The sequence below is a fragment of the Methylocella silvestris BL2 genome, from assembly GCF_000021745.1.
GTDB classification, from domain to species: Bacteria; Pseudomonadota; Alphaproteobacteria; order Rhizobiales; family Beijerinckiaceae; genus Methylocapsa; species Methylocapsa silvestris.
On record NC_011666.1, the window covers coordinates 3,008,343 to 3,029,357 of the forward strand.

Below are 21,015 nucleotides of genomic sequence, written 5' to 3' on the forward strand. Positions count from 1 at the left end.
CATCCTCAGATAAAAAAGTTTTATGCGACGCTCAAGCTATGGAAATCGATAAGTTGGAGAGGATCAACAAGTTACTCCGGAGCCTCACCAAGAACGGACCAACCTGAGGTGGTGCGCCTCGCACGCTTGCTTAAAAAGATCGAGCCGATCCCTCGGAACCAGAGCGTGATTCCAGGCGAGGGGATCATGTGCGACATTCTCCGAATAGATGGCGACTTCTTTTCGCAAGCAAAAATCCATATAGCCCATTTGCTGAATGAATTTTGTCAGCCCAACCATATGGTGAGGATTCGGCGGCAAGACTTCGATAAAAACAAATGGGCGGTCGCGGGCGATCGTTTTTCGGGCGCCCTCCAAGAAGGCGAGTTCGTGCCCTTCGATATCCGCCTTGATCAAACCAACGCTGCCCGGCAACTCAACATTGTCCAGTTGCGCCTTTGTCGCCTCTAAGGTTTTTTGATCATTCGGCCTGAAATTGCGCTCGAGCGTGCTGCTCGTCTCAAGCAGGCCATGTCTTTGGTCTGGCATATATAGAACTGCCAATCCTTCGCTGTCACTAAGGGCAATCGGCCGAATGTCCACGCGATCGGAAAGACCGTTTGCAGCCACATTTATCTTAAGGATATCGAGAGCCGGCGGATAAGGCTCGAAGGCCACGATCCGCGCATCGGGTCTCGTAATCCCGGCGAGAACGGAATAGAGGCCATCGTTCGCGCCGACGTCCAAGAATAGACCTTGATTGCGCGCGATGATCGCCATCGTGAGCATCGGAAGGGGAGCTTCGTAAAATCCCTGTTGCATCTGTCGAGCAACTAGGTCTGCGCCATCACAATCATCCAGGACAAAATCGCGTTCGGCGAAGCGTAGCTTTAACAGAGCCATGTCATCCTCTTACTTCGGTCACTCTTGGCGTTGCGATTTTGTATCTCTCACCGCTGGGCCCATTTTGCGATACAATTCCGCAAGTTCCGCTCCCTGATCGGCCGCCGTACGCATGGAACTAGCGACTTTTGGCGGCGCTTGGTAGCGCACGACATCCGCGTCAAGCTTGCGAAGGAGATCCGTCAGATCACACGCGTCTGAGACGTCGATGATGAAGCCATTTTCACCTGGGATTATGCCTTCGCCCATGGCGCCGCGATTCGACGTGACGACCCAAAGTCCCTGGGATTGCGCTTCCCGCGCCACGAGACCAAAGCTTTCCGGCCAGATCGAAGGCGCGAGCAATACATCGAGCGACGCATAGAGGTCGCCGACCTGATCCTGCGCATAGGCGCCGCACAAGGCGACAGGCGTGTTGCCCCAAATTCTTTCGCTACGCGCTCCCGGCTGCATCGAAAAATCAATCATCGTTAGCTTTAAATGATCGAAATGGTTCATTCTGAGCACCGCTTCAATCAACATCGCGCCTTTGTGCGCAGAGCGGCCGCCGATGTGGCCGAGAGAAAGCCTGCCATCCAAACCCCTTTGCTTTGGGGTCGCTTTTATTTCTGAAAGCCCGTTGGGGATCGCGCTGACGTGCCGGTAGCCAACCTTGCGGTATATATCAGCGAACGACTCCGAAACTGAAATCACATGCTCCGCGGCTTCGAGGAGACTGCCTAGGCGCTGCCGCCGCGCAATCGATTCCGACAAAGAAATGCCCGACGGAGGCGCCGCTTCAAAAAGATCAGACGATGGCATGCGCAAGATATCGTCTCGATCAACAAAAAACTGATGGTCCGAAATCCACCATCCGTCATGCACAGTGATGAGATAAGGTATCCTGCGCTTTAGCGCGACCTCGACGATTGAAGCGGTCAGGCGCTGAATGCAATGGAAGTGAATAATATCCGGTCGAATGCGGTCAAGAATTTGCTCAAAAATCGGAACATGCTCTACGTTGAAGGGGCGCCACTCCATATGTGGCTCGAGCGGAGTAGAAATTCGGAAGACAGGAATGCCCCGGTACTGATCCAGACGGAACGTCCCGGCTGGTCTGACGCCCTCGTCTACGGCAAATGCGCTGAGTTCGATGTCAGAGCATTCGTCAACGATGTAATCGACATTGTCCTTCACGACGCGCGTAGCTCCGCCGTATGTCTGGGGCGGAAAGAAAACATTGCAGGTTAGAACCTTTATCTTGCGGCAGCGATTTTGATCGGCGTCAGCGACCGCGATAGGCGATCCCAATTTTACTCGCAAGAGCGCCGCCGCCGCGTCGAGTGAGTAATTTTGCAATGCTTTGCGCCGGGCGGCTGCGCCGATGCTGCGACGCAGTTCTCCATCTTCAATCAGAATCGTCAGCGCTTTTCTCCACGCCAAACTATTATCATCGACGATGAGCGCATCGACGCCGTCTTGAAGCACCTCTAGGTAAGTTGCGGTTGCGCTGACGATAGAAGGCACTTGCAAGATCGCTGCCTCTAACCATTTGATTTCGCTTTTACAGCTTGCCATTTGGCCTGGCGACAAAACCGCAAGACTGATGTCCGAAGCCCCGAGCAACGACCAATATTGGTCGAGGTCAGCTATCATACCAAGCCGTGTGACGCGGGATGAAAATTGGTCGAACTCCGGACGAAGTTGCAGATGGCCAACGACAACCAGCCGTACGTAGTCGTACCGTTCCAGCACGAAAAGCAGTGCTGGGCCCGCAAGCGTATTGAAATCGCTGTTATGGGCCTTCGTGCCGGAGCCATAAAAAATGGTGACGACATCTCGCTGAGGCCTCGAGACCCGCCCCATTTCGATGGCAGTCTCGTTCCTCTCATCGAGACCGTTTCGCAGAACGAAACACTCGCGCTTTTCGACGATGAGTTCGATATGAGAGGCAAGCGGCGTTGTCGAGGCTATGCCATAGTCGCAAAGACCCATGGCGTATCGAAATAGGGGCACGCCATAGTATAGGCCGTTATATTCCGATTTCGAAATCTGGCCCTCATACGACTCGAAGATATCGGGATAAGACGCTGCGTCAAAAATTAGATCGTCAATCTCATAATAGGTTGGAACGCCAAGCGCCTTTGCGGTCAGAATTGCCTTTAGGATGCCTGGGAATGCAGGAACGCGATAAAAAATCGCGGCGCGCGCGCCGATCAGCGATCGGGTGAAAGAGGTTAGATCATGTTGATCGAAGACCTCTGCATCGAGGCCCGCGCGTCGGAACTGTCGCTGCTTTTGCTCCACTCGATAATGTTTGCATTGAGTCAGATCCTGATTGGCCAATATTGTAACGTGACCGTCCGCTGTCGGCCCCATTTCGGGCGGCAATGTTGTTAGCTTCCCGATCAGTGAGCGTATTTCAGCGAGCGTCTTGAGCATATAATCATCTGCTGTGGTCCGGCTGCCCCCGCTGTACAGGACCATCGCGGATTGCGATCTAGCCGCGAAATAACGTTCAATAAGGTGGTCTACAGTCGAGCGGAAGTCAGCGCTTTTCTCCCACTTCCGCCGGGCGCTGGCTAAAATCTCAAATGCCTTCTCGAACAAACCGTTAGCCGCCGCCATACGGGCTGCGTGAAGGGCTGACCATATCGATGCATTCGGGAGCGCCAAAGCCGCGGCGAAATCGGATTGCGCAGCCGCAGCTTCGCCAATGGCGGCGTAGGCGTCGCCGCGCAGATGCAGAATGCCCGGACGCAATGGATTAAGGGCCAGAGCCCGATTGTAGGCGGCGATCGCTAGCCGATGTCGGCCCCTGATCAGATGGTAGTCGCCGATCGCTGCAAATAATTCATCGGAGCTGTCACCGTTGATTTGATTTGTCAGACCTTTCTCAAAACCTGTTTGGAAAAGATGCCGCAAAACATCGATGCGATGCCGTAAACCCTCCGAGGCTCGCGTCGGTAAGGTGGACTTATAGCGACGCCAATCGAACGCTTCCGGATATCGGCGGCTTGGCAGGAGGTCCTGAAGGCTTTTTTCCTCATTCGGCGATAAGCCGTTCGGCATTCCGATCTCGAGCCAATGGCGATAAAGCTCCACATCCCTTTTGTTCCGTTCGAAGCCGTAAGCTGACCGGTAGAACTCCGGATCGAAGACAAAATCAAGATTTATCGGCGCGAGTCGTTCAATCCCCGCTTCGAGAAACAGCGCTATCCCCTCTTGTTGCGTTCGCGGTACTTCGGTGAGCCAGTTTTGTGCGCAAGCCACAAAGTCGCCGAGGCGGAAAAGAGTTATCCAGGACGTTTCGGCATCCCCAGCCGGATTGCCCTCGCGCTTGTAGCGGCGCCCTTCTTTACGTCCATGCTCGAGATAATGGAATTCGAATTGCCATTCGTGATCGAACGCCTTGGCGAGATCTTCATGCAACTCTTTGTATACGTGGGCCTGAAAATCATCGGGCAGCGCGCCAAACCGTGAAACGAAATCGTTTCTCGCCTCGGCCCGACTCTTCCATCTCCCCTCTTCCCTTCCGTGCAATACATAATGTCGGCGCAGATCCTCATCGGAGTTCAATCCATGAAGATCGCTATAGTGGAAACGATAAAAGACGGGGTCAAAATCAAGCAGATCCGAAGATTTCAAGGACTTGGCGAAGGGAATCGATTTCTTGATTCTGGAAATGACTCTTAGCGGCAATGTTTGAGTCCTCGCCTTAGAGAACAGGGTTTCTGCTGTCGTGTTTGCTCGTCTATTGAAATTGAGCCTGCAGCCATATCAACTTCGCGCTCTCGGTACTGTTTGCGGACGGTACGCCAAAAATTTCCAATTTCTACCGCATGATCCGCCTCGCCATCTTTTCCGAAATGAGTCCCAATGCGAGACACCCCGTAGAAAATATGAACAGATATGGCACATTCAGCAATGCGTCTGGATAATCGTCATAGTAAGAATAGCGAAGCCATTCGCCGCATTGAAGTAATGGATTGAGCGCGATCCAATGATTATAGGGCTCAGGGATAGCCGGCGGAAAGAAGATGACCCCTGACGAAATCCATATGAGGGGGATGGTCAGCGCATTCGCCCACGCCCACGCCGGAATTACGATCACAATCAGCGCGTTGATAACGCCGATGCTAAAACTAAAATAGATCGTCGCTGCAACGGCAAACACAATTCCCGCCGCGTCTCGTGGCGCAAATCCGTTCGAGAAAACAACCAAAATCGTCAAAAGCGAAAGAAATACCGCAATTGAGTTTCCGCCTTCCAGAATACCGCGAGCAAACAAGATATCAAATATTTTGACCCGACTAAAGTAAAGAAGCGGTCGATTTTCGCTGATCGCATTGATGATTCGACGAGAAAGATATAAATAAATGACAAACGGAAGAATAGAAATCCCAAAATACATGACTTGGTCGCTACCGACAGGGGCGATTTTGTTGAATATTTTAAATATTACGAGTAAGGCGACGAGATGAGCAAGCGGCATAAACAGGATAATTAAAAATCCGGTATAATAAGGACCCGCTCGAACGCGTATATCACGCAAAAGTATAGCGTTAATGACCGCGAGCGTGATTGCTAAAGAAGTGGCCGGCTCTACCCTTGTTGGTTCGATGATCTCGTTTGAATTCATAGTTCCACCTTATAGAGCGAGCCGACGCTCATACCTCCATCCGCGGGGAAAAAGTATCGAACGCGCCCCGCGAGATGACCACCCCAGCGCCTCCGTCCCATACGCTATCGTATTAGCAGATTGCGGACAAAAGAGTGATCCTATGAGCAAGAATCGATCGTTGAGAACACTCCGTGGGATTGTCGGACAGATTGACCGCTGCCTAAAGGACGAGGATCTTGTACATCGACACGGGATCGACCAATGCCGATCGCCGCTGCATGGCCGCCCTGACCAAGCAAAGGCGGTCGGAAAACACGGGACCCGGACTGCGCCGGACACGTAAGACGTATCTATCACCGCCGAGAAATCGGCGGTTGGAAGTTTCCGGTCTTGAGCCACGCTCAAACCAGGCCAATCGATTGCACGAACAGACCTACACTGCGTAGTTTAGGCTGCCACGGATTGATGAATCCGCTCGGCTCAATTCGGCGAGAGGCGTTTGCGGCGTCCAACTCTTTCAGCGCCGATAGGCGGATCGCCGCTCTCCGAGAGCTTGGGAAACCCCTCAGCGGCTTCCAGTCCAAAAATGCTGCTGACGAACCGTCGCGATTTCCCATCCCCTTTGCCGCATCGGATGATGACGCCGCCGAAGAGCGCCGTTTTCGAGGCGTCCATTGGCCGGGCCGCTGTGTATGGTCAGAGATCGCGCGAAATGTTCCGTGGCGGCTATGCAGCACCGTTCCCTAAATCGCCGTACTGCGTCATCGCATCGTCACGCGATGGACGCGTTTTTTTTATCAAAAAGATCGAGTTATTCCTTAGATACTCTCTCGGGCAGCGTCCAACTGGTTGGTATCCTAGCGCCCAAATGGTCAAGCGAATCAAATTCGCTGCCGATTGCTCTCTGAGCTGCGAGCAGGAACTGCCCCGGTATTCCCAGCGGAAGAGATGGATTGTGAAATTCCAGATTGAAATAGTCCTTTTGCTCGATCGATAAGAACTGCTCCACGCCGCGAAGTTCTTTTAGCGGATTGTCACGAAAGTCCTCAAAGTATATTAATCTATATTGATGCGGTTCAAGATTGTGTCGCAATTTGGATATTGTATGAGAATAACAACTATGTTGGAGCAAGTCTCCCGAATCGAAAAAAGCGCGATATTCAGTTTCGCGCCACGTCGGAATTTGATGAAAAACCCCGTTGATTTGTGCCTGAAAACGAGTGTGGCTCCACAGGCGGACAAAAGGATCTCGCATCGTGTAAGTAACTTTTACATTATCACTTATATTTTTGATATGCGCCCACGCAGTTTCGTCAAGTACTGCAGTAATGTTGCTGAATTCAGCACAATATCTCTTCGCTCCACGATCCTTATACAAGTTTCTAAACCAGATATCATCGACTGGCTCATCCAGATACGATTCAAACCATCGCAGGTTAAATTTCAATATATCGGGATGCAAGTCTGTGCTTACCCAGTTTATATAGGTTTTGAGAGCTTCTACTCGGCCATTCCTATCGAGGAATTTGACGGGCGAATGGACATGAGCGAAGTAATGGATTTCTTTAATTGGGGTCAAAAAAACATCTGGATGATCCTCAAACTGTCTTGCTAGCCAGCTGGTTCCAGACTTCATTGCTCCGACGTTCAGCCAGAGATTATCGAGCGCCTTCATGGCTGACCTTGCTTGAGGAAAAGATAATCCGAATCAATATCCCGAACCCAGCGGCTCGAGTGTAACAGTTGTCTTATTTTATGGTATTTTTAAAGCTCTCGCGTCAAGTCATCTACCTCGTCTCGCTCCGAATTGGGATTGAGGACTATCTTGGTGGCCCGCATGCCCAAAAGCCCAACAAACGAAGCATCGCAGGACAGAACTCACCCTACAGCTGTACCGTACGCCAATCGTTCATATACCGATATAATTATAGCTCGCCTCGCACAACATGGCTTGACGGATGAGCGTCTTGGCCTGTCAGATGGAGAGACGCATGAAACAGCTAATCATCTTGATCTCTTTTCTGACAATTGCGCTCGCTTGCCAAGCGCAAAGCATTGTCGATCTCCACTCCGCATATCCTCCAAACTACATGGGGTTTTCCAGCGTCGGGGCTATTTATTCCCTTTGTCCCGATGGCGGATGCATTGGAGGCGACACGCTGCGCGCCGCTGGTTTTCAACGGCTAACAACAACGCAAGGACCCTTAATAGGAGAATATACGAACTTCGTAACGTTGCATAATGCAACAGGTTCAGCCCCGGCGTGGATAAGTACGACGGCATATCCCGCCGACAGTTACGTTCACAGCGCGGCATCGGGAAGTGATCAGATTTATTTCTCGGCTCAAGGTGGCATATCTGGCGGAACGGCTCCGAATTGCAAGAGCGGTACGTGCTCCGACGGGTCGATATTGTGGACTTGGCAATCCGGGGGCATCAACGATCAGAAAGTCGCCTTCGGAATAGATGGCGACATGTATGCCGGAGCCGGCCATCATTGGAACGCCGCGAGCGCGCTGACGATCTGGCCAGGTAGTATGCCCTCATTAGGTGGAATATCCGCCGGTGGTTTTGGTGTGAATACCGAGATTGATCTGGCCAATTTCGATCGCGACTGTCCTGCGGCCCGTCCGGGAGCGTGCCAACTCTATGGTTTGTTTATGGCTGGGATTTCAAGCCATCTTGCGACCGTCGGCATCCTTGGCGGGGGAGCAGCGTCGCCAGGATTGTATCATTGGGGGTTGGCGATGCTCCCTGGATTTGCAGTTGATTATGGATTGAACGAGAGTAGTTATGCTTATGTCGGCATTCAGCAAGCAGGAGGCGTCTCCACAAATGGCATTGCACAATCTGTCGGCTATCATGCGACTGGAAAGCAAACGCTCGCATCTCTGCAATTGACGGCAAGCGCGCCTTACGCCATCAAGGCTGATGGCTCATATGCGAGCGGCGTCATTGACACGCAATCGGCCGCCACGATGTACGCGATGGCGATGGCGGACAATCAAGCAATCGGATTCGACGGATTCGACGCCACGTTGAAACATTCAGACGGTGCGTTGCGTTACGCCGCAGGTGGAGACCAACGTGTAGCGTTGTCGGATGCCGGTTCTCTGATCCTTTCCGGCCATCTTTCTTCAAATGGTAACGGACCCACCCTTTCGGGATGCGGGGCTGGGGCGTCGCTTTCCGTAGGCTCCAACGACGTGCACGGCACCGTCACCGAAGGAGCCGGCGCGACAAGTTGTGCAGTTATTTTCTTCTCTGCATATAAATATGCGCCAGATTGTGTTCTTCAAGATCACGGGACGGTTGGGACGACGAGTATGGCAACGACTCCGACGACCCTACAATGGTCACATGCAGCGGCATCTTCCGAAAGATACACCTATCATTGCATGGGTAACTAAAGCCGAGGATAGCGGCGACGAAGGTCGTGGTCTTCCAGTACCATGGGGCGCGTCGACGGGCAGGCGCCCCCTGCGCCGTTAGCTGCCATAACGGCGCGCCATATGGTCGGGGTCCAGGTCTCGTTGACGAAGGCGAAGCGGGTTGAGTCCTCGCGCCGCTTCAGGACGTCGGAGGTTCCTGCTCGCTCGCGGCCCGGTGGCGTTTCGGTTGCGATAGAGTAGCGGCGAGAAGCTGTTCTTCCAATTGCAGTTCGCTTTCGGCGGAATGGCCGGCATGGCGCCGTGTTCTTCGGCCTGCCGGCTGATGGAGTTGCTCTCATATCCCTTTTCGGCGTGCGCGGTCAAAGCCTGCGGCATCCGCTCGCGACGCGCGGGATGATCGCACCATGGGCGCCGAAGGATTCGATCAATCGCAGCGTATTCTATTAGAGGAAAGGAAAAGAGCCATCGATGACGTCATCATCGCAGGGAGGCGCGCGTCCTTCTCAGCAGATCCGGGGCAATTGCTCGCCCATCAGCCAATCCGCAATCCGGCCGCCTCCGAACGAAGTCGTCATCTGTACGAAGCGCTGTTCGTCGGCGGTCGCTTCTCCGATCAGAGCCGCGTCGCGGCCGAGGGGATGCGCGCGCATCGCGGCAACGAGGGTCTCCGCGGCGTCCGGCGCCACGATGGCGACCAGCTTGCCCTCATTGGCGACATAGAGCGGGTCCAATCCGAGGAGTTCGCAGGCGGCGGCGACCTCCGCCCGAACGGGGATCGCGCCCTCATCGATGAGGAATCCGACGCCCGATTGCTGGGCGATCTCGTTGAGGGTCGTGGCCAGGCCGCCGCGCGTTGGGTCGCGCAAGAGCCGGAGCGAGGAACCCGCGACGCGCGCCATTTCGGCGACCAGCCCGTGCAAGGCGGCGCTGTCCGAGAGGAGTTCCGTCTCGAATCCGAGATCGCGCCTTGTCGACATGACCGCGACGCCGTGATCGCCGATGTAGCCGGAAATGATCACCCGGTCGCCCGGGCGGGCGCGCTCGCCCGAGAGATGGAGGCCCGGCGGGACGACGCCGATGCCGGTCGTCGCGATGAAGACGCCGTCGCCTTTTCCACGCTCGACCACCTTGGTGTCGCCGGTCACGATCGCCACGCCGGCGTCGCGCGCAGCGCACCCCATGCTACCCGCGATCCGCTGAAGGTCCGCGAGCGGAAAGCCCTCCTCGATGATATAGCTGGCGGCCAGATGCAGGGGGCGTGCGCCGGCCATCGCGATGTCGTTTATCGTGCCATGCACAGCCAGCGATCCGATATCGCCGCCGGGAAAGAAAAGCGGCGAGATCACGTAGCCGTCCGTCGACATCACCATGCGGCCGGCCGGGACGTCGAACGCAGCCTGGTCGTTGCCTTGATCGAGCATCGGATTGTCGAACGCCTCGCGGAAGATCTCGTCGATGAGCTGGGCCATCGCCCGGCCGCCGGCGCCGTGGGAAAGGTCGACGCGACCATTCTGGAGATCCAGCTTGCGGGTCCGGAGCCTTGGCGCTCTCAAGCGACAGCCTTTTCCGCGGCGGCCCTGGCATTGGCCCGAAAACGACCGTAGGTCCAATGCGCCGCGCAGGCGCCCTCGGGCGACACCATGCAGGACCCCATCGGCGTCTCGGGGGAGCAGAGCGTTCCGAATAGTTTGCATTCGGCCGGCTTCTTGAGGCCGCGGAGAATGTCGCCGCATTCGCAGGCCGGATTGTCTGCCGCAGGGATGGTCTCGATCGCGAAGCGCGGTTCGGCGTCCAGATCGGCGTAGGTTTCGCGCAGACGCAGCGCGCTCAGGGGGAGTTCGCCCAACCCGCGCCACGCGAACGATGGACGCACTTCGAAGATGTCCGCCATCTCACGCTGCGCGATCCGGTTGCCCGCCGCGGTCACCAGGCGGAAATACTGGTTCTCCACGTCGCGCCGGCCTTCGTTGACCTGGCGAACCAGCATCAGGATCGCCTGAACCACATCGAGCGGTTCGAAGCCGGCGACGACAACCGGCTTCGAAAATTCCGCGGCGAGACTCACATATGGCGTGGTTCCTGTGACCGTGCTCACATGCGCGGGGCCGATGACGCCATCGACCCGCACGGCGCGAGCGTCCGGCGAGCCGAGGATTGCCCGCATCGCCGGCGGGGTGAGGACGTGGTTGCAGAACACGCTGAAATTCGACAATCGCTTCTTGCGCGCCAGCCGGATGGCGACTGCAGTCGGCGGCGTCGTCGTCTCGAACCCTATCGCAAAGAATACGACTTCACGGTCAGGCTCCGTCTCGGCGATGCGGATCGCGTCGAGAGTGGAATAGACCATGCGGATGTCGGCGCCAGCGGCCTTGGCCTTCAGCAGATTGGCGCCTGCGGAGGCGGGCGCGCGCATCAGATCGGCGTAGGTGCACAGCGTCGCCTCCGGCCGCATGGCGAGTCGGATCGCGTCGTCGATACGTCCCGTCGGCAGCACGCAAACGGGACATCCCGGTCCGTGCACCATCTGCACGTTCGGCGGAAGGAGATCCTCGATCCCGTAGCGCGAGATGGCATGGGTGTGGCCGCCGCAGAACTCCATGAACCGATAGGGGCGGCCGCGAACGGCCTCGGTTGCGATGGCCTCGGCGATGGAGCGCGCGAGCCTTCCGTCGCGGTACTCGTCAATATGTTTCACGGCCGGGATCCCTTCACTTCCGCCAGAGCGGGAACGGCGGCCTCGCGCATCATGGCGAGGGTGCGCTCCGCCTCGTCGGGATCGAGCCTGGCGAGCGCATAGCCGACATGGATCAGGAGGTAGTCGCCGATCTGGACGTCTTCCAAAAGGGCGATGGAGACGATCTTCGAAACGCCGCTCAGCGTGACGCGCGCCATATCGTCAGGGAGAAGCTCTTCGACGCGGATCGGAATGGCAAGACACATGGGATTACCTCGTGGACGACCGATATGGCATGCGTTCGGCGATCAGATGCGCCCGCGCCATCGCAGCCTGTCCGAGCGAGAGTCCGCCGTCATTCGCCGGCGCGGCGCGCGGGAGCCACGCGACGAGGTTGCGCGCGCGGAGCGCCGATGTCAGTCCTTCCGCCAGGACACGGTTCGCCAGGCAGCCGCCGCCGAGCACGACATCGGGCCGGCCCAATCGCGCGACGCCTTGGCCGATCCACTCGGCGAGGCCCGCGACCAGCGTGCCGTGAAAGAGCTCCGCCCCCTCGCGCGCCTGCAGACCGGGCTCGAGAAGGCTGGCAAGGAGAGGCGTGAAATCGAGGATGTCGCCGGTGATGCGATAGCCGCCGCGCAGGCATCTTGGGATGCGCACGAGGGCCTCGAGCTGCATAGCTGCCTGGCCTTCGTAACTCTGCTCTGCGCACACGCCCAGCAGCGCGGCGGCGGCGTCGAACAGCCGTCCCATGCTGGTCGTCGTCGGCCCTTGAACGTTGGCGGCCAACATTGCCGCCAGACGCCCGGCGAGCGCGTTTCCCGGGAATCGCCAGACGGCTTCCGCGCCGCGACCCAACGCCGTCAAAGCCGCAACGCCCATGCGCCAGGGCTCTCCGGCGGCGCGGTCGCCTCCGGGCAGAGCAAGCGGCCGGAGATGGCCGAGCCTGCGCCAACCGGCGCCCTCCAACAGCATCAGCTCGCCGCCCCATGCGCTTCCGTCATCGCCGTACCCATGCCCGTCGAGCGCCAGCCCCAAGATCGGTCCGCGCAGATGATGTTCGGCGGCGACGGCGGCGAGATGGGCGGCATGATGCTGAAGGCGCAGGATGGGCAGATCCATCGCCTCCGCGAACCGAGTGGAGCGATAGTCCGGATGAAGGTCGCAGGCGACAAGCTGCGGCGCGACATCCAGCATCGTCAGCATGCGTCGCGCGGTCTCTTCATAGAAGCGGATCGCGGCCGCCGTGTTGAGATCGCCAACATGCTGCGACACGAACGCCTCGCGCCCGCGCGTGACGCAGAGCGTCGCCTTGAGGTGCCCGCCGACGGCGATCACCGCCGGACCATCCTGACCGAGATCGATGGGTTCGGGCGCGAAGCCGCGCGATCGCCGGACATAGGCCGGACCGCCGTCTATCACGGCCATCACGGAATCGTCCGCCCGCATGAGGATCGGCCGGTCATGCGTGACGATCATGTCGGCGACGCCAGCCAGAGCTTGAAGTGCCTCGGCGTCGGCGATGATCAGTGGTTCGCCGGCAACGTTCGCGCTGGTGGCGACAAGAGCCACAGGCTGAAGCTGATCCAGCCAAGCGGCGCCTTTCGGCTCTCCCGCCAAGGCGTGGAACAGCAAATGATGCACGGGCGCGGACGGCAGCATCACAGCGACGCGATCCAGCCCCGGGGCAACGGAGGGCGCCAATCCCGCGCGGGCTCGCATCAGAACGGCGGGGCGAGCAAGCTGGCGAAGGAGCGCCCGTTCGCCGAGGCTCGGCGTCGCGATATGCTCAACCGAGGCCTCGTTCGCGACCATGACCGCAAAGGGTTTCGCCGGGCGACGCTTGCGGCGGCGCAGCGTTGCAACCGCCCGCTCATTCGTTGCGTCGCATAGGAGATGGAAGCCGCCGATTCCTTTGAGGGCGACGATTTGTCCATGACGGAGGGCGACCGCGATCTCCTCGACCGGATGGCTCAGGCGCGGGCCGCAGACCGGACAGGCGATCGTCTCGGCATGGAAACGGCGGCTGGCGGGATCGGCATAGTCGGCTGCGCAATCCTGACAGAGGCCGAAACCCGCCATCGAGGTGTTGCGGCGGTCGTAGGGCAAATGCCGCGTAATGGTGAAACGTGGCCCGCAATGTGTGCAGGTCACGAACGGGTAGAGATGGAAGCGGCTCGCCGGATCGAATAGCTCGTCTAGACAGGATCGGCATGTCGCGGCGTCGGCAACCATTCTTGTCCGCCCGGCGTCTCGCCCGACGCTTTCTCGAATCGCGAAGCCCTGCTGTCCGCCGCGGGGCATGGGCGTCACGTCGACGGCGTCGATATGTGCGAGCGGCGGGCTCTCGTTTTGTAGCGCCGCCAGGAAACCGTCGAGAGCCGCGCCTTCGACTTCCGCCAGCACGCCGTCTTCGTCGTTGAGGACGAAGCCGGAAAGACGAAAGCGCGCCGCCAGGCCATGCACGAACGGACGAAACCCGACGCCCTGAACCGCGCCTCTCACGCGGATGCGCAAGCGCTCTCTCCCATTGTGCGCCTCCGCCAAGCTCATCGCCGCAAATTCCTCATGCCTGCTGGGTCGCGGCGGCCGCCGCTGCGGATGCGCGCGATTCGATCCACGCATAGAACTCAGGGAGGCCCTCGCCGGTGCGCGCGGATACGATTAAGACCTGCATCCGTGGGTTCACGCGCAAGGCAGCCTCGATACAGGCGCCGACGTCGAACTCCAGATGCGGCAGCAGATCGGCCTTGTTCAGCAGCATGAGATCGGCCGCTGCGAACATGTCCGGATATTTGAGTGGCTTGTCCTCGCCTTCGGTCACGGACAGAACCACCACCTTTTGCTCTTCCCCGAGGTCGAAGGCGGCCGGGCAGACGAGATTGCCGACATTCTCGATGAACAGCAGACTGCCCGGCTCAAGCGGCAGATGATCGAGGGCATGGCCGACCATATGGGCGTCGAGATGGCAGCCTTTGCCGGTGTTGACCTGCACGGCCGGGGCGCCTGTGGCGCGGATCCGATCGGCGTCGCGCGAGGTTTGCTGATCGCCCTCGATGACGGCGATCGGCCAGCGATGCTTCAGGTCCGTGATCGTCCGAACGAGTAGCGACGTCTTGCCGGAGCCTGGGCTCGAAACGAAATTGAGCGCGAAGGCGCCGGCGTTCCGCAAACGCGCGCGGTTGGCTGTGGCGAAGACATTGTTCTTCGACAGGATGTCACGCTCGATGCTGATCGTGCGCTCCTGGCTCATGCCGGGGACATGCAGGCCGGCGAGACCGCCGCCGAAATCGATCGCGCCCTCAGCGCGCCCGTGGCTGTGGTCGCCGTGGACATGCGGACGCGCATGCCCGTGATCGAGCGCGGGTCCGTTGTGAGCGACGTCCGGCTGTTCGGGAGCCGTCTTTTCGGCGATGACCGCCGTTCCGCAGCCGCATACCGTACACATCACTCAACCTCCATCTCGGCCACGCGCAATTCATCGCCTGCCGTCATTTGGACCGGAGCGTTCCCACAGATCGGGCACGCCGCGAAGCGTTCTTCAAGCGGCACAGTCCGGGAGCAGCTTGAACACCAGCCCTCTCCGAGTACGATATCGATATCCAGCCGGGCCCCCTCCGCGATGGTGCCGCGCGTGACCGCGTCGAAGCAGAAGCGCAGCGCTTCCGGCTCGGCATGCCCAAGCGCGCCGAGCCTGAGCCGGATCATGCGGACGCGAGAGAAATCCTGCTTGCGCCGCTCGTCCTCGACCAAGGCGACGACGCTCTCGATGAGAGATATCTCATGCACGTTCACTGTCTCCCTGCCGCACTCCGAGCCGCGTCTTGAGCGTCTGGATCACGATTGCGGGTTCGACCGGCTTCAGGAACACGCCGGATATGCCGATCTCATGGAGTCCCACGGAGCCCATCAGCGCGTCGCTGGCCGTGCTGACGATGTAGCAGGGGATCCTGCTGCCGCTTGCCTTGAGCCTCTCGGAAATCATCGTTCCGGTATCGGCGAGGTCTGTCATCAACTCAGCGAGAATCGCATCGGGCATGATCCGCAAGGCGGTCCGTTCGCCCTCACGATTGTTTGCCGCCTCTCCCACCGAGAAACCCGCGGCCTCCAGCGCTTTTCGCAGGGTCGCTCTGGCGTGCGCGTCCGCATCGATCAGAAGAATTGTCCGGCGCCGGTCGCCGAGGCCGATATTCATTGCGCCGCCGGCTGGCATAAGGCGCGGATCTTGGCGGTCAGCATGCTCAAGGCGACGCGAAGATTCTCGACGGCGCCCGTCGTGAGTTCTTCAACAAACTCGAACTGATAGCCGCGAATGGCCAGCAGGAAGGCCTGTGGCGACTTTCCGTAGTACTGGCGGGCGATGGCCAAAATAGCCTCCGGCCGCATGATGTGGCTGGTGAACTCGATCGACGGAGCCGCCGACAGATCGCGCACGTCATAGGGCGACGGGCCGGCCTTGGCCGAGTCGACAAACCACACGATGTCATGTTCCGCGACGTCCAGCGCATCTTCGATATTGAGCTGGTAATTGTCGTAGGCGGTGATGTTGGGCCACCCGAGCCCGTTGATCCCGGCCGCTGCGGCCGGTCCCAGCCCATCGTCCTGGCGTCCGGGGTTCCCGTAGCCGAGGACGAGTATTCGCGGCGGGGAGGAGGGCGCCGCTTTCGGGCCGGAGATGCTCATTGCTTCACCCTGGTCGCGATGATCGCACCGTCGGCGTCTTCCAGCGTGACGATAAGCGGCATCTCGCCCAGCGCGTGCGTGGCGCAGGAGAGGCACGGGTCGTAGGCCCGGATCGCCACCTCAATGTGGTTCAGAAGGCCTTCGGTGATCTCATGTCCGGTGAGATCGTCGACAGCGACTTTCGTCACCGAGCGGTTCATCGCCTCGTTGTTGTGCGTGGTGGAGACGATCAGGTTTGCCGCGGTCACCTGATCGTTATCATCGACCGCGTAGTGGTGAAGCAATGTCCCGCGCGGCGCCTCGATGATCGCAACGCCTTCGGAGCGCCGCTCGCCGCTGACGACGAGGTCGGTCCCCTGAAGATCGTCGTCGAACAGCAGGTTCTTGATCGTTTCGGCGCAGTGGATCATGACGATCAGGCGCGCCCAGTGATAGGCTAGGGTGGCGTGGACCGGACCGCCATGCCCGAGCGCCATGAAGTCCTTGCGGGCCGCCTCAGCGATGGGCGTGCCGATGAAGGCGCAGCAATTGAGCTGGGCCAGGGGTCCGACGCGATACCATCCGTCTTCGCGTCCGAGCGAGCGGATGTGAGGAAACTTCATATAACTCCAGGATCGGACTTCCTCGATGAGATAGTCGCGGTAATCGACCGGGGGGACGCCGTCGAAGATCGGCTTCCCCCCTGCATCGATGGCGCGGAGCGCGCCGTCGTAGAGATCCATTCCGCCGTCCGCCCCGACGAGGCTCATGTAGCTCGACGGGAAGCTGGCGAATGTTTCGTGCAGCGTCTCATGGGAGCGGATAAAGGATTTGTGCAGCTCCAGAGCCTCACCGCACCACTGGATGATCGGATCGATGTCCTTCCTGAGCGCGTCCCGGTTCTCCACCGTGAGGTTCTGGTTGACGCCGCCGGGGATGCACAGCCGCGGATGGATACGGCGGCCGCCGGTAGCGGCGATGACCTGCTGCCCGAATTTTCGGATGAAGATCGCCCATTTGCCGACTTCCGGGAAGGCTTCGATCACGCCGATAATATTGCGCTGCGCGACCGGCGCCTCGAACCCGAGCAGGAGGTCGGGCGACGCCAGATGGAAGAAATTCAGAGCATTCGACTGCAGCACCTGGCCGTAATGCATCAGTCGCCGCATCTTTTCCGCGGTGGGCGTCAGCCGGTCCACTCCGGCGATCGCGTCCATCGCTTTGCCGGCGCCAAGATGATGGCTCACCGGGCAGATGCCGCAGAGACGCTGGACGATGACCGGAACTTCCCAGTACAGCCGCCCCTGAATGAACCGCTCGAAGCCGCGAAACTCCACGATGTGGAACCGGGCCTGTTCGACCTCGCCGGCCTCGTTGAGCCTGATGGTGACCTTGCCGTGACCTTCGACGCGGGTGACCGGATCGATGACGATCTTGCGCGGCCCCCGGCTCACCGGCGCCGGGCCGGCCTGAGCGTCGCTCATAGCTTATGTCCCGGAATGTCGTGCGTCATTCGTATTTCAGCAGTTGGTAGGACAGCGCCGGCTCCGTCCCGGTGAGCAGGGCCTTGAGCGCCGCCCAGATGGCGTCGCCGGAGGGCGGGCAACCCGGCAGGAAATAGTCGATCTTCACCACCTCATGCGACGGGTAGACGCGATCCAGGAGCAGCGGCAGATCTTCGTCGTTCGGGATCATGCCGCCGCCTTCGAGGGAGACCCCATGGAGATAGACCGCCTCCAGGCACTCGCGGAGTCCGACCGTGTTGCGCATCGCCGGCACGCCGCCGTTGATCGCGCAGGCGCCGACTGACACCAGGATGCGGCAATGCTTTCGGAATTCTATGAGTTCCTTGACGTTGTATTCGTTCGAGCATCCGCCCTCGACGAAACCGACGTCGACCGGCCGGTCGAACGACTTTTTGTCGTCGAAGGGCGAGACGTCGAGATCGACGAGATCGATCAACTCGAGGATGCGCTCGTCGATGTCGAGGAGCGACATGTGGCATCCGAAACAGCCCGTCAGGGAGCAGGTGGCTAGCCTCGGTTTTGCCGAGGCGTGGCTTTCGGCCGAGGGGACCTTCATGCTTTGACCTGCTTTCGCTTCGCCTCGATGTCGCTGCCGATCGGCGATTTGTCGAAGCGGCGGCTGCCGTTCGGAACCCGGTAGTTGTCGCGCTTGATAACGATGCAGGCGACCGGACAGACTCTCGCCGCCTTGTCGATGGCCGCCATCTGGGTGTCGCCGAGGCCGCCTTTCGCGTCAACGTTCAGCCGCATGGCGATGCCGCGGCCTTCGAAGCCGAACACGGTTTTGCCGTCCTCCATCCGCGAGGCGCTGATGCAGCGCGAACAGAGGATGCAGCGATCGTGATCGAGGTAGATGTCGGGGTGCGTGGCGTCGATCTTCCGTCCCGGCCATTGGTAAGGCTGGGGCGGCGCGACCATCCCGAGACGATAGCCGAGCGCCTGCAACTCGCAGTCCCCGCTCGCGACGCAGTAGGGGCAAGGATGATTGCCCTCTACAAATAGCATTTCGATGATGGCGCGCCGGTCGGCGGTAAGAAGCGGCGTGTCGTTCTCGATCACCATGCCATGAGCCGCCGGCGTTACGCAGGCGGCGCTGTTGCGGCCGTTGATCTTGCAGGTGCAGACGCGGCAGTTCCCGGAGGGCTCGAGATCTGGATGAAAGCAGAGACGCGGGATGTAGATTCCCACCAAGTCGCAAGCCTGGATGACCGACTGGCCCGCCGACGCCTCGACTTCCACTCCGTCGATCGTGAAGCTGAATGTTTCTGCGCGCATTCTAGGGCTCCTGCGGCGCGGGTTCGCGCCCCTGAATCTCGACCGCTTCACGCAAGGCGTCGCGCAAGGGGACGAGCGGCTCGAAGGGAACAGGCGCGAGCCTTGCTTCGTAGAGCTCGGGAAAGCTAAGCATGGTGGTCAGGATCGGGTTCGGCGCCGTCTGGCCGAGGCCGCAGCGGCTCATCCGCATGACGGTGTTCGCGAGCGCTTCCGTCGCAGCGATGTCTGCAAGGGTTGCGCGGCCGGCGACAATCTTTTCCATCCCCTGCTTGAGCAGGGGGGCGCCGACGCGGCACGGAGCGCACCAACCGCATGATTCATGGACGAAGAAATCCGCGAATTGCAGCACGATATCCAGCACGTCGCGGTTCGGACCGAAGATCATGGTCGAACCGCCGGTCGACAGATCCTCATAGGCGATGCGCCGGCCGAAATCCTTCGGCGCCACGGACTGGCCGGATGGGCCGCTAATCTGGACGTATTCGGCGTCCGGGGCGCCGACCAGGTCGAGAAGCTCGTTGACTGTAATGCCGAACGGGACCTCGTAGACGCCAGGACGTTGGCAATCGCCCGAGACGCTCATCAGCTTCGTGCCGGTCGATTCCTTCGTCCCGAATCCCGTGAACCAGGCGGCCCCTTTCTCGACGATGCGGGCCGCGCAGGCAAAGGTCTCGACATTATCGATGGCAGTCGGCTGGCGCAGGTATCCTCGCTCGGTCGGAAAGGGCGGCCGGTCTCGCGGCGCCCCGCGCTTCCCCTCCATGGATTCGAGCAGCGCCGACTCCTCTCCGCACATATAAGCGCCGGCGCCAAGCTGGATCCTGATGTCGAAATCGAACCCGCTGCGGCCGCAGATATCGGCGCCCAGCAGACCAAGGGCCCGACGATCTCTCAGGACCTCCTGAAGCGGGTCCCACAAATAGGCATACTCACCGCGCAGATAGACGACTCCGCGCCGCGCGCCGAGCGCATAACCGGCGATCGTCATGCCGTCGAAAACGAGATCGGGGAATTCGGTTAGCAGCAGCCGGTCCTTGAATGTTCCGGGTTCGCCCTCGTCAGCGTTGCAGATCACGTAGCGATTCTCGCCGACCGCCTTGCGCGTGAGGCGCCATTTCATGCCGGTCGGAAAACCGGCTCCGCCACGGCCCCGGAGCTTGGAATTGCTGATTTCTTCGATCACCTGCTCGGGCGACTGGTCGAGGGCGGCCTTGATCCCGTCTGCTCGACCGGGCCGGCCGGACAACAACGGCCCAGGCTGAACGAGGCTCGAGCGGATTGCCGCTTTTGGAAGCATTGCGCCCTGCGGCTTATGCTGCGGAAATCGAGGCGGCCCATCATCGGGTCCGCACCGCCGGAGAGCCGCGACGATCTGCGGGACATCCTCCGGCGTGAGCGCGGTCAGGACCGTGCTATTGATCAGAGCCGACGGCTCCTGGTCGGCCATGCCAATGTCGCTCGTCCATTCGAGAGTGAACTGGCCGTCGGCCGATGTGTCGCCAAGCGAGAGCCCAAGCGCTTCCTCAAATGCGCGCGCGACGTCTGTCGCGCCCTTCATGAATGAGATCGGCGTCTTGGAGAGACGGATGCGGAAGCGACCCCGAGGCGCGCGATCGAGGAAAGAATAGAAGGACGCCATGTCCTCGATTTCGACGGCGTGGACGCCGAGTCCCGTTGCAATCGCCTGGACAGCATCATCGCTGATGAAACCAAAGCGCTGCTGGACGGCGAGGGCAATATCTGTAAGGCGGGTCCGGTCGGCGCCAAACTCCTTGACGATGTCTTTCACGGCTGCGTCACAGTTCGTGCTCATCGGTCGATCCCGGACCTTGGCCGCGAAACCGCGCGCTCGACAACGGCGCGCCCCATGGTCGCCAATGCTAGACGTTTGTTCAGCAGTTCGGCGGAACGCACCCGAATGTTTTGGAACAGTACGGTATGCGTCTGTTGCACGGTCGATCTTCAACCTTTTGGCAAGGGCGGACGTCCCATGCGCGCTGC

17 protein-coding genes are annotated in these 21,015 nt (G+C 59.6%); 1 reads left to right on the top strand and 16 read right to left on the bottom strand.

The window, feature by feature from the left end:
* Positions 1 to 84: 84 nt before the first annotated feature.
* The 4 genes from MSIL_RS13920 to MSIL_RS20830 form a co-directional block, all read right to left on the bottom strand.
* Positions 85 to 882 (bottom strand): FkbM family methyltransferase, encoded by a 798-nt coding sequence (locus MSIL_RS13920; RefSeq protein WP_012591725.1) that lies wholly within the window; start codon positions 880 to 882, stop codon positions 85 to 87.
* Positions 883 to 900: 18 nt separating this feature from the next.
* Positions 901 to 4,563, bottom strand: a complete 3,663-nt coding sequence (locus MSIL_RS13925) for a glycosyltransferase (protein WP_012591726.1) — start codon at positions 4,561 to 4,563, stop codon at positions 901 to 903.
* A gap of 133 nt (positions 4,564 to 4,696) precedes the next feature.
* Positions 4,697 to 5,503, bottom strand: coding sequence for an ABC transporter permease (locus MSIL_RS13930; protein ID WP_012591727.1), 807 nt, complete (start codon positions 5,501 to 5,503; stop codon positions 4,697 to 4,699).
* A 793-nt stretch (positions 5,504 to 6,296) separates the two neighbouring features.
* Positions 6,297 to 7,160 carry a sulfotransferase domain-containing protein gene (locus MSIL_RS20830; protein WP_012591728.1) on the bottom strand — a complete coding sequence of 288 codons (864 nt, stop codon included), beginning with the start codon at positions 7,158 to 7,160 and terminating at the stop codon, positions 6,297 to 6,299.
* A gap of 316 nt (positions 7,161 to 7,476) precedes the next feature.
* On the opposite strand from MSIL_RS20830, the gene MSIL_RS21365 reads away from it, so the two are divergent.
* Positions 7,477 to 8,895, top strand: coding sequence for a hypothetical protein (locus MSIL_RS21365; protein ID WP_012591729.1), 1,419 nt, complete (start codon positions 7,477 to 7,479; stop codon positions 8,893 to 8,895).
* A gap of 485 nt (positions 8,896 to 9,380) precedes the next feature.
* On the opposite strand, the gene hypE is transcribed toward MSIL_RS21365, so the two are convergent.
* The 12 genes from hypE to MSIL_RS14000 all read right to left on the bottom strand — a co-directional run bounded on the left by hypE (position 9,381) and on the right by MSIL_RS14000 (position 20,827).
* On the bottom strand, positions 9,381 to 10,430 hold the full coding sequence (hypE, locus tag MSIL_RS13945) for a hydrogenase expression/formation protein HypE (protein ID WP_012591730.1): 1,050 nt from the start codon (positions 10,428 to 10,430) through the stop codon (positions 9,381 to 9,383).
* Positions 10,427 to 11,572 (bottom strand): hydrogenase formation protein HypD, encoded by a 1,146-nt coding sequence (gene hypD / locus MSIL_RS13950; RefSeq protein WP_012591731.1) that lies wholly within the window; start codon positions 11,570 to 11,572, stop codon positions 10,427 to 10,429. The genes hypE and hypD overlap by 4 nt, the downstream gene beginning before the upstream one ends.
* Positions 11,569 to 11,817 carry a HypC/HybG/HupF family hydrogenase formation chaperone gene (locus tag MSIL_RS13955; RefSeq protein ID WP_012591732.1) on the bottom strand — a complete coding sequence of 83 codons (249 nt, stop codon included), beginning with the start codon at positions 11,815 to 11,817 and terminating at the stop codon, positions 11,569 to 11,571. Before MSIL_RS13955 ends, hypD begins: the two co-directional genes overlap by 4 nt.
* 4 nt (positions 11,818 to 11,821) lie before the next feature.
* Positions 11,822 to 14,104: a carbamoyltransferase HypF gene (gene hypF, locus MSIL_RS13960; protein WP_012591733.1), complete on the bottom strand. Its 2,283-nt coding sequence runs from the start codon at positions 14,102 to 14,104 to the stop codon at positions 11,822 to 11,824.
* 13 nt (positions 14,105 to 14,117) lie between these two features.
* Positions 14,118 to 14,999: a hydrogenase nickel incorporation protein HypB gene (gene hypB / locus MSIL_RS13965; RefSeq protein WP_012591734.1), complete on the bottom strand. Its 882-nt coding sequence runs from the start codon at positions 14,997 to 14,999 to the stop codon at positions 14,118 to 14,120.
* The gene (gene hypA / locus MSIL_RS13970; protein WP_012591735.1) at positions 14,999 to 15,340 is read right to left on the bottom strand and encodes a hydrogenase maturation nickel metallochaperone HypA; all 342 of its coding nucleotides are present in this window, start codon (positions 15,338 to 15,340) and stop codon (positions 14,999 to 15,001) included. The genes hypB and hypA overlap by 1 nt, the downstream gene beginning before the upstream one ends.
* Complete coding sequence (locus MSIL_RS13975) at positions 15,333 to 15,746, bottom strand: response regulator (RefSeq protein WP_012591736.1); 414 nt, start codon at positions 15,744 to 15,746, stop codon at positions 15,333 to 15,335. Before MSIL_RS13975 ends, hypA begins: the two co-directional genes overlap by 8 nt.
* Positions 15,743 to 16,234 (bottom strand): hydrogenase maturation protease, encoded by a 492-nt coding sequence (locus MSIL_RS13980; RefSeq protein WP_012591737.1) that lies wholly within the window; start codon positions 16,232 to 16,234, stop codon positions 15,743 to 15,745. The genes MSIL_RS13975 and MSIL_RS13980 overlap by 4 nt, the downstream gene beginning before the upstream one ends.
* A complete protein-coding gene (locus tag MSIL_RS13985; protein WP_012591738.1) occupies positions 16,231 to 17,697 on the bottom strand; it encodes a Ni/Fe hydrogenase subunit alpha in 1,467 nt (488 codons plus the stop codon). The genes MSIL_RS13980 and MSIL_RS13985 overlap by 4 nt, the downstream gene beginning before the upstream one ends.
* 25 nt (positions 17,698 to 17,722) lie before the next feature.
* Positions 17,723 to 18,211, bottom strand: a complete 489-nt coding sequence (locus MSIL_RS13990) for an NADH-quinone oxidoreductase subunit B family protein (RefSeq protein ID WP_148213093.1) — start codon at positions 18,209 to 18,211, stop codon at positions 17,723 to 17,725.
* 80 nt (positions 18,212 to 18,291) lie between these two features.
* Positions 18,292 to 19,014 carry a 2Fe-2S iron-sulfur cluster-binding protein gene (locus MSIL_RS13995; RefSeq protein ID WP_012591740.1) on the bottom strand — a complete coding sequence of 241 codons (723 nt, stop codon included), beginning with the start codon at positions 19,012 to 19,014 and terminating at the stop codon, positions 18,292 to 18,294.
* A 1-nt stretch (position 19,015) separates the two neighbouring features.
* A complete protein-coding gene (locus MSIL_RS14000) occupies positions 19,016 to 20,827 on the bottom strand; it encodes an NAD(P)H-dependent oxidoreductase subunit E (protein ID WP_012591741.1) in 1,812 nt (603 codons plus the stop codon).
* Positions 20,828 to 21,015: the final 188 nt, after the last annotated feature.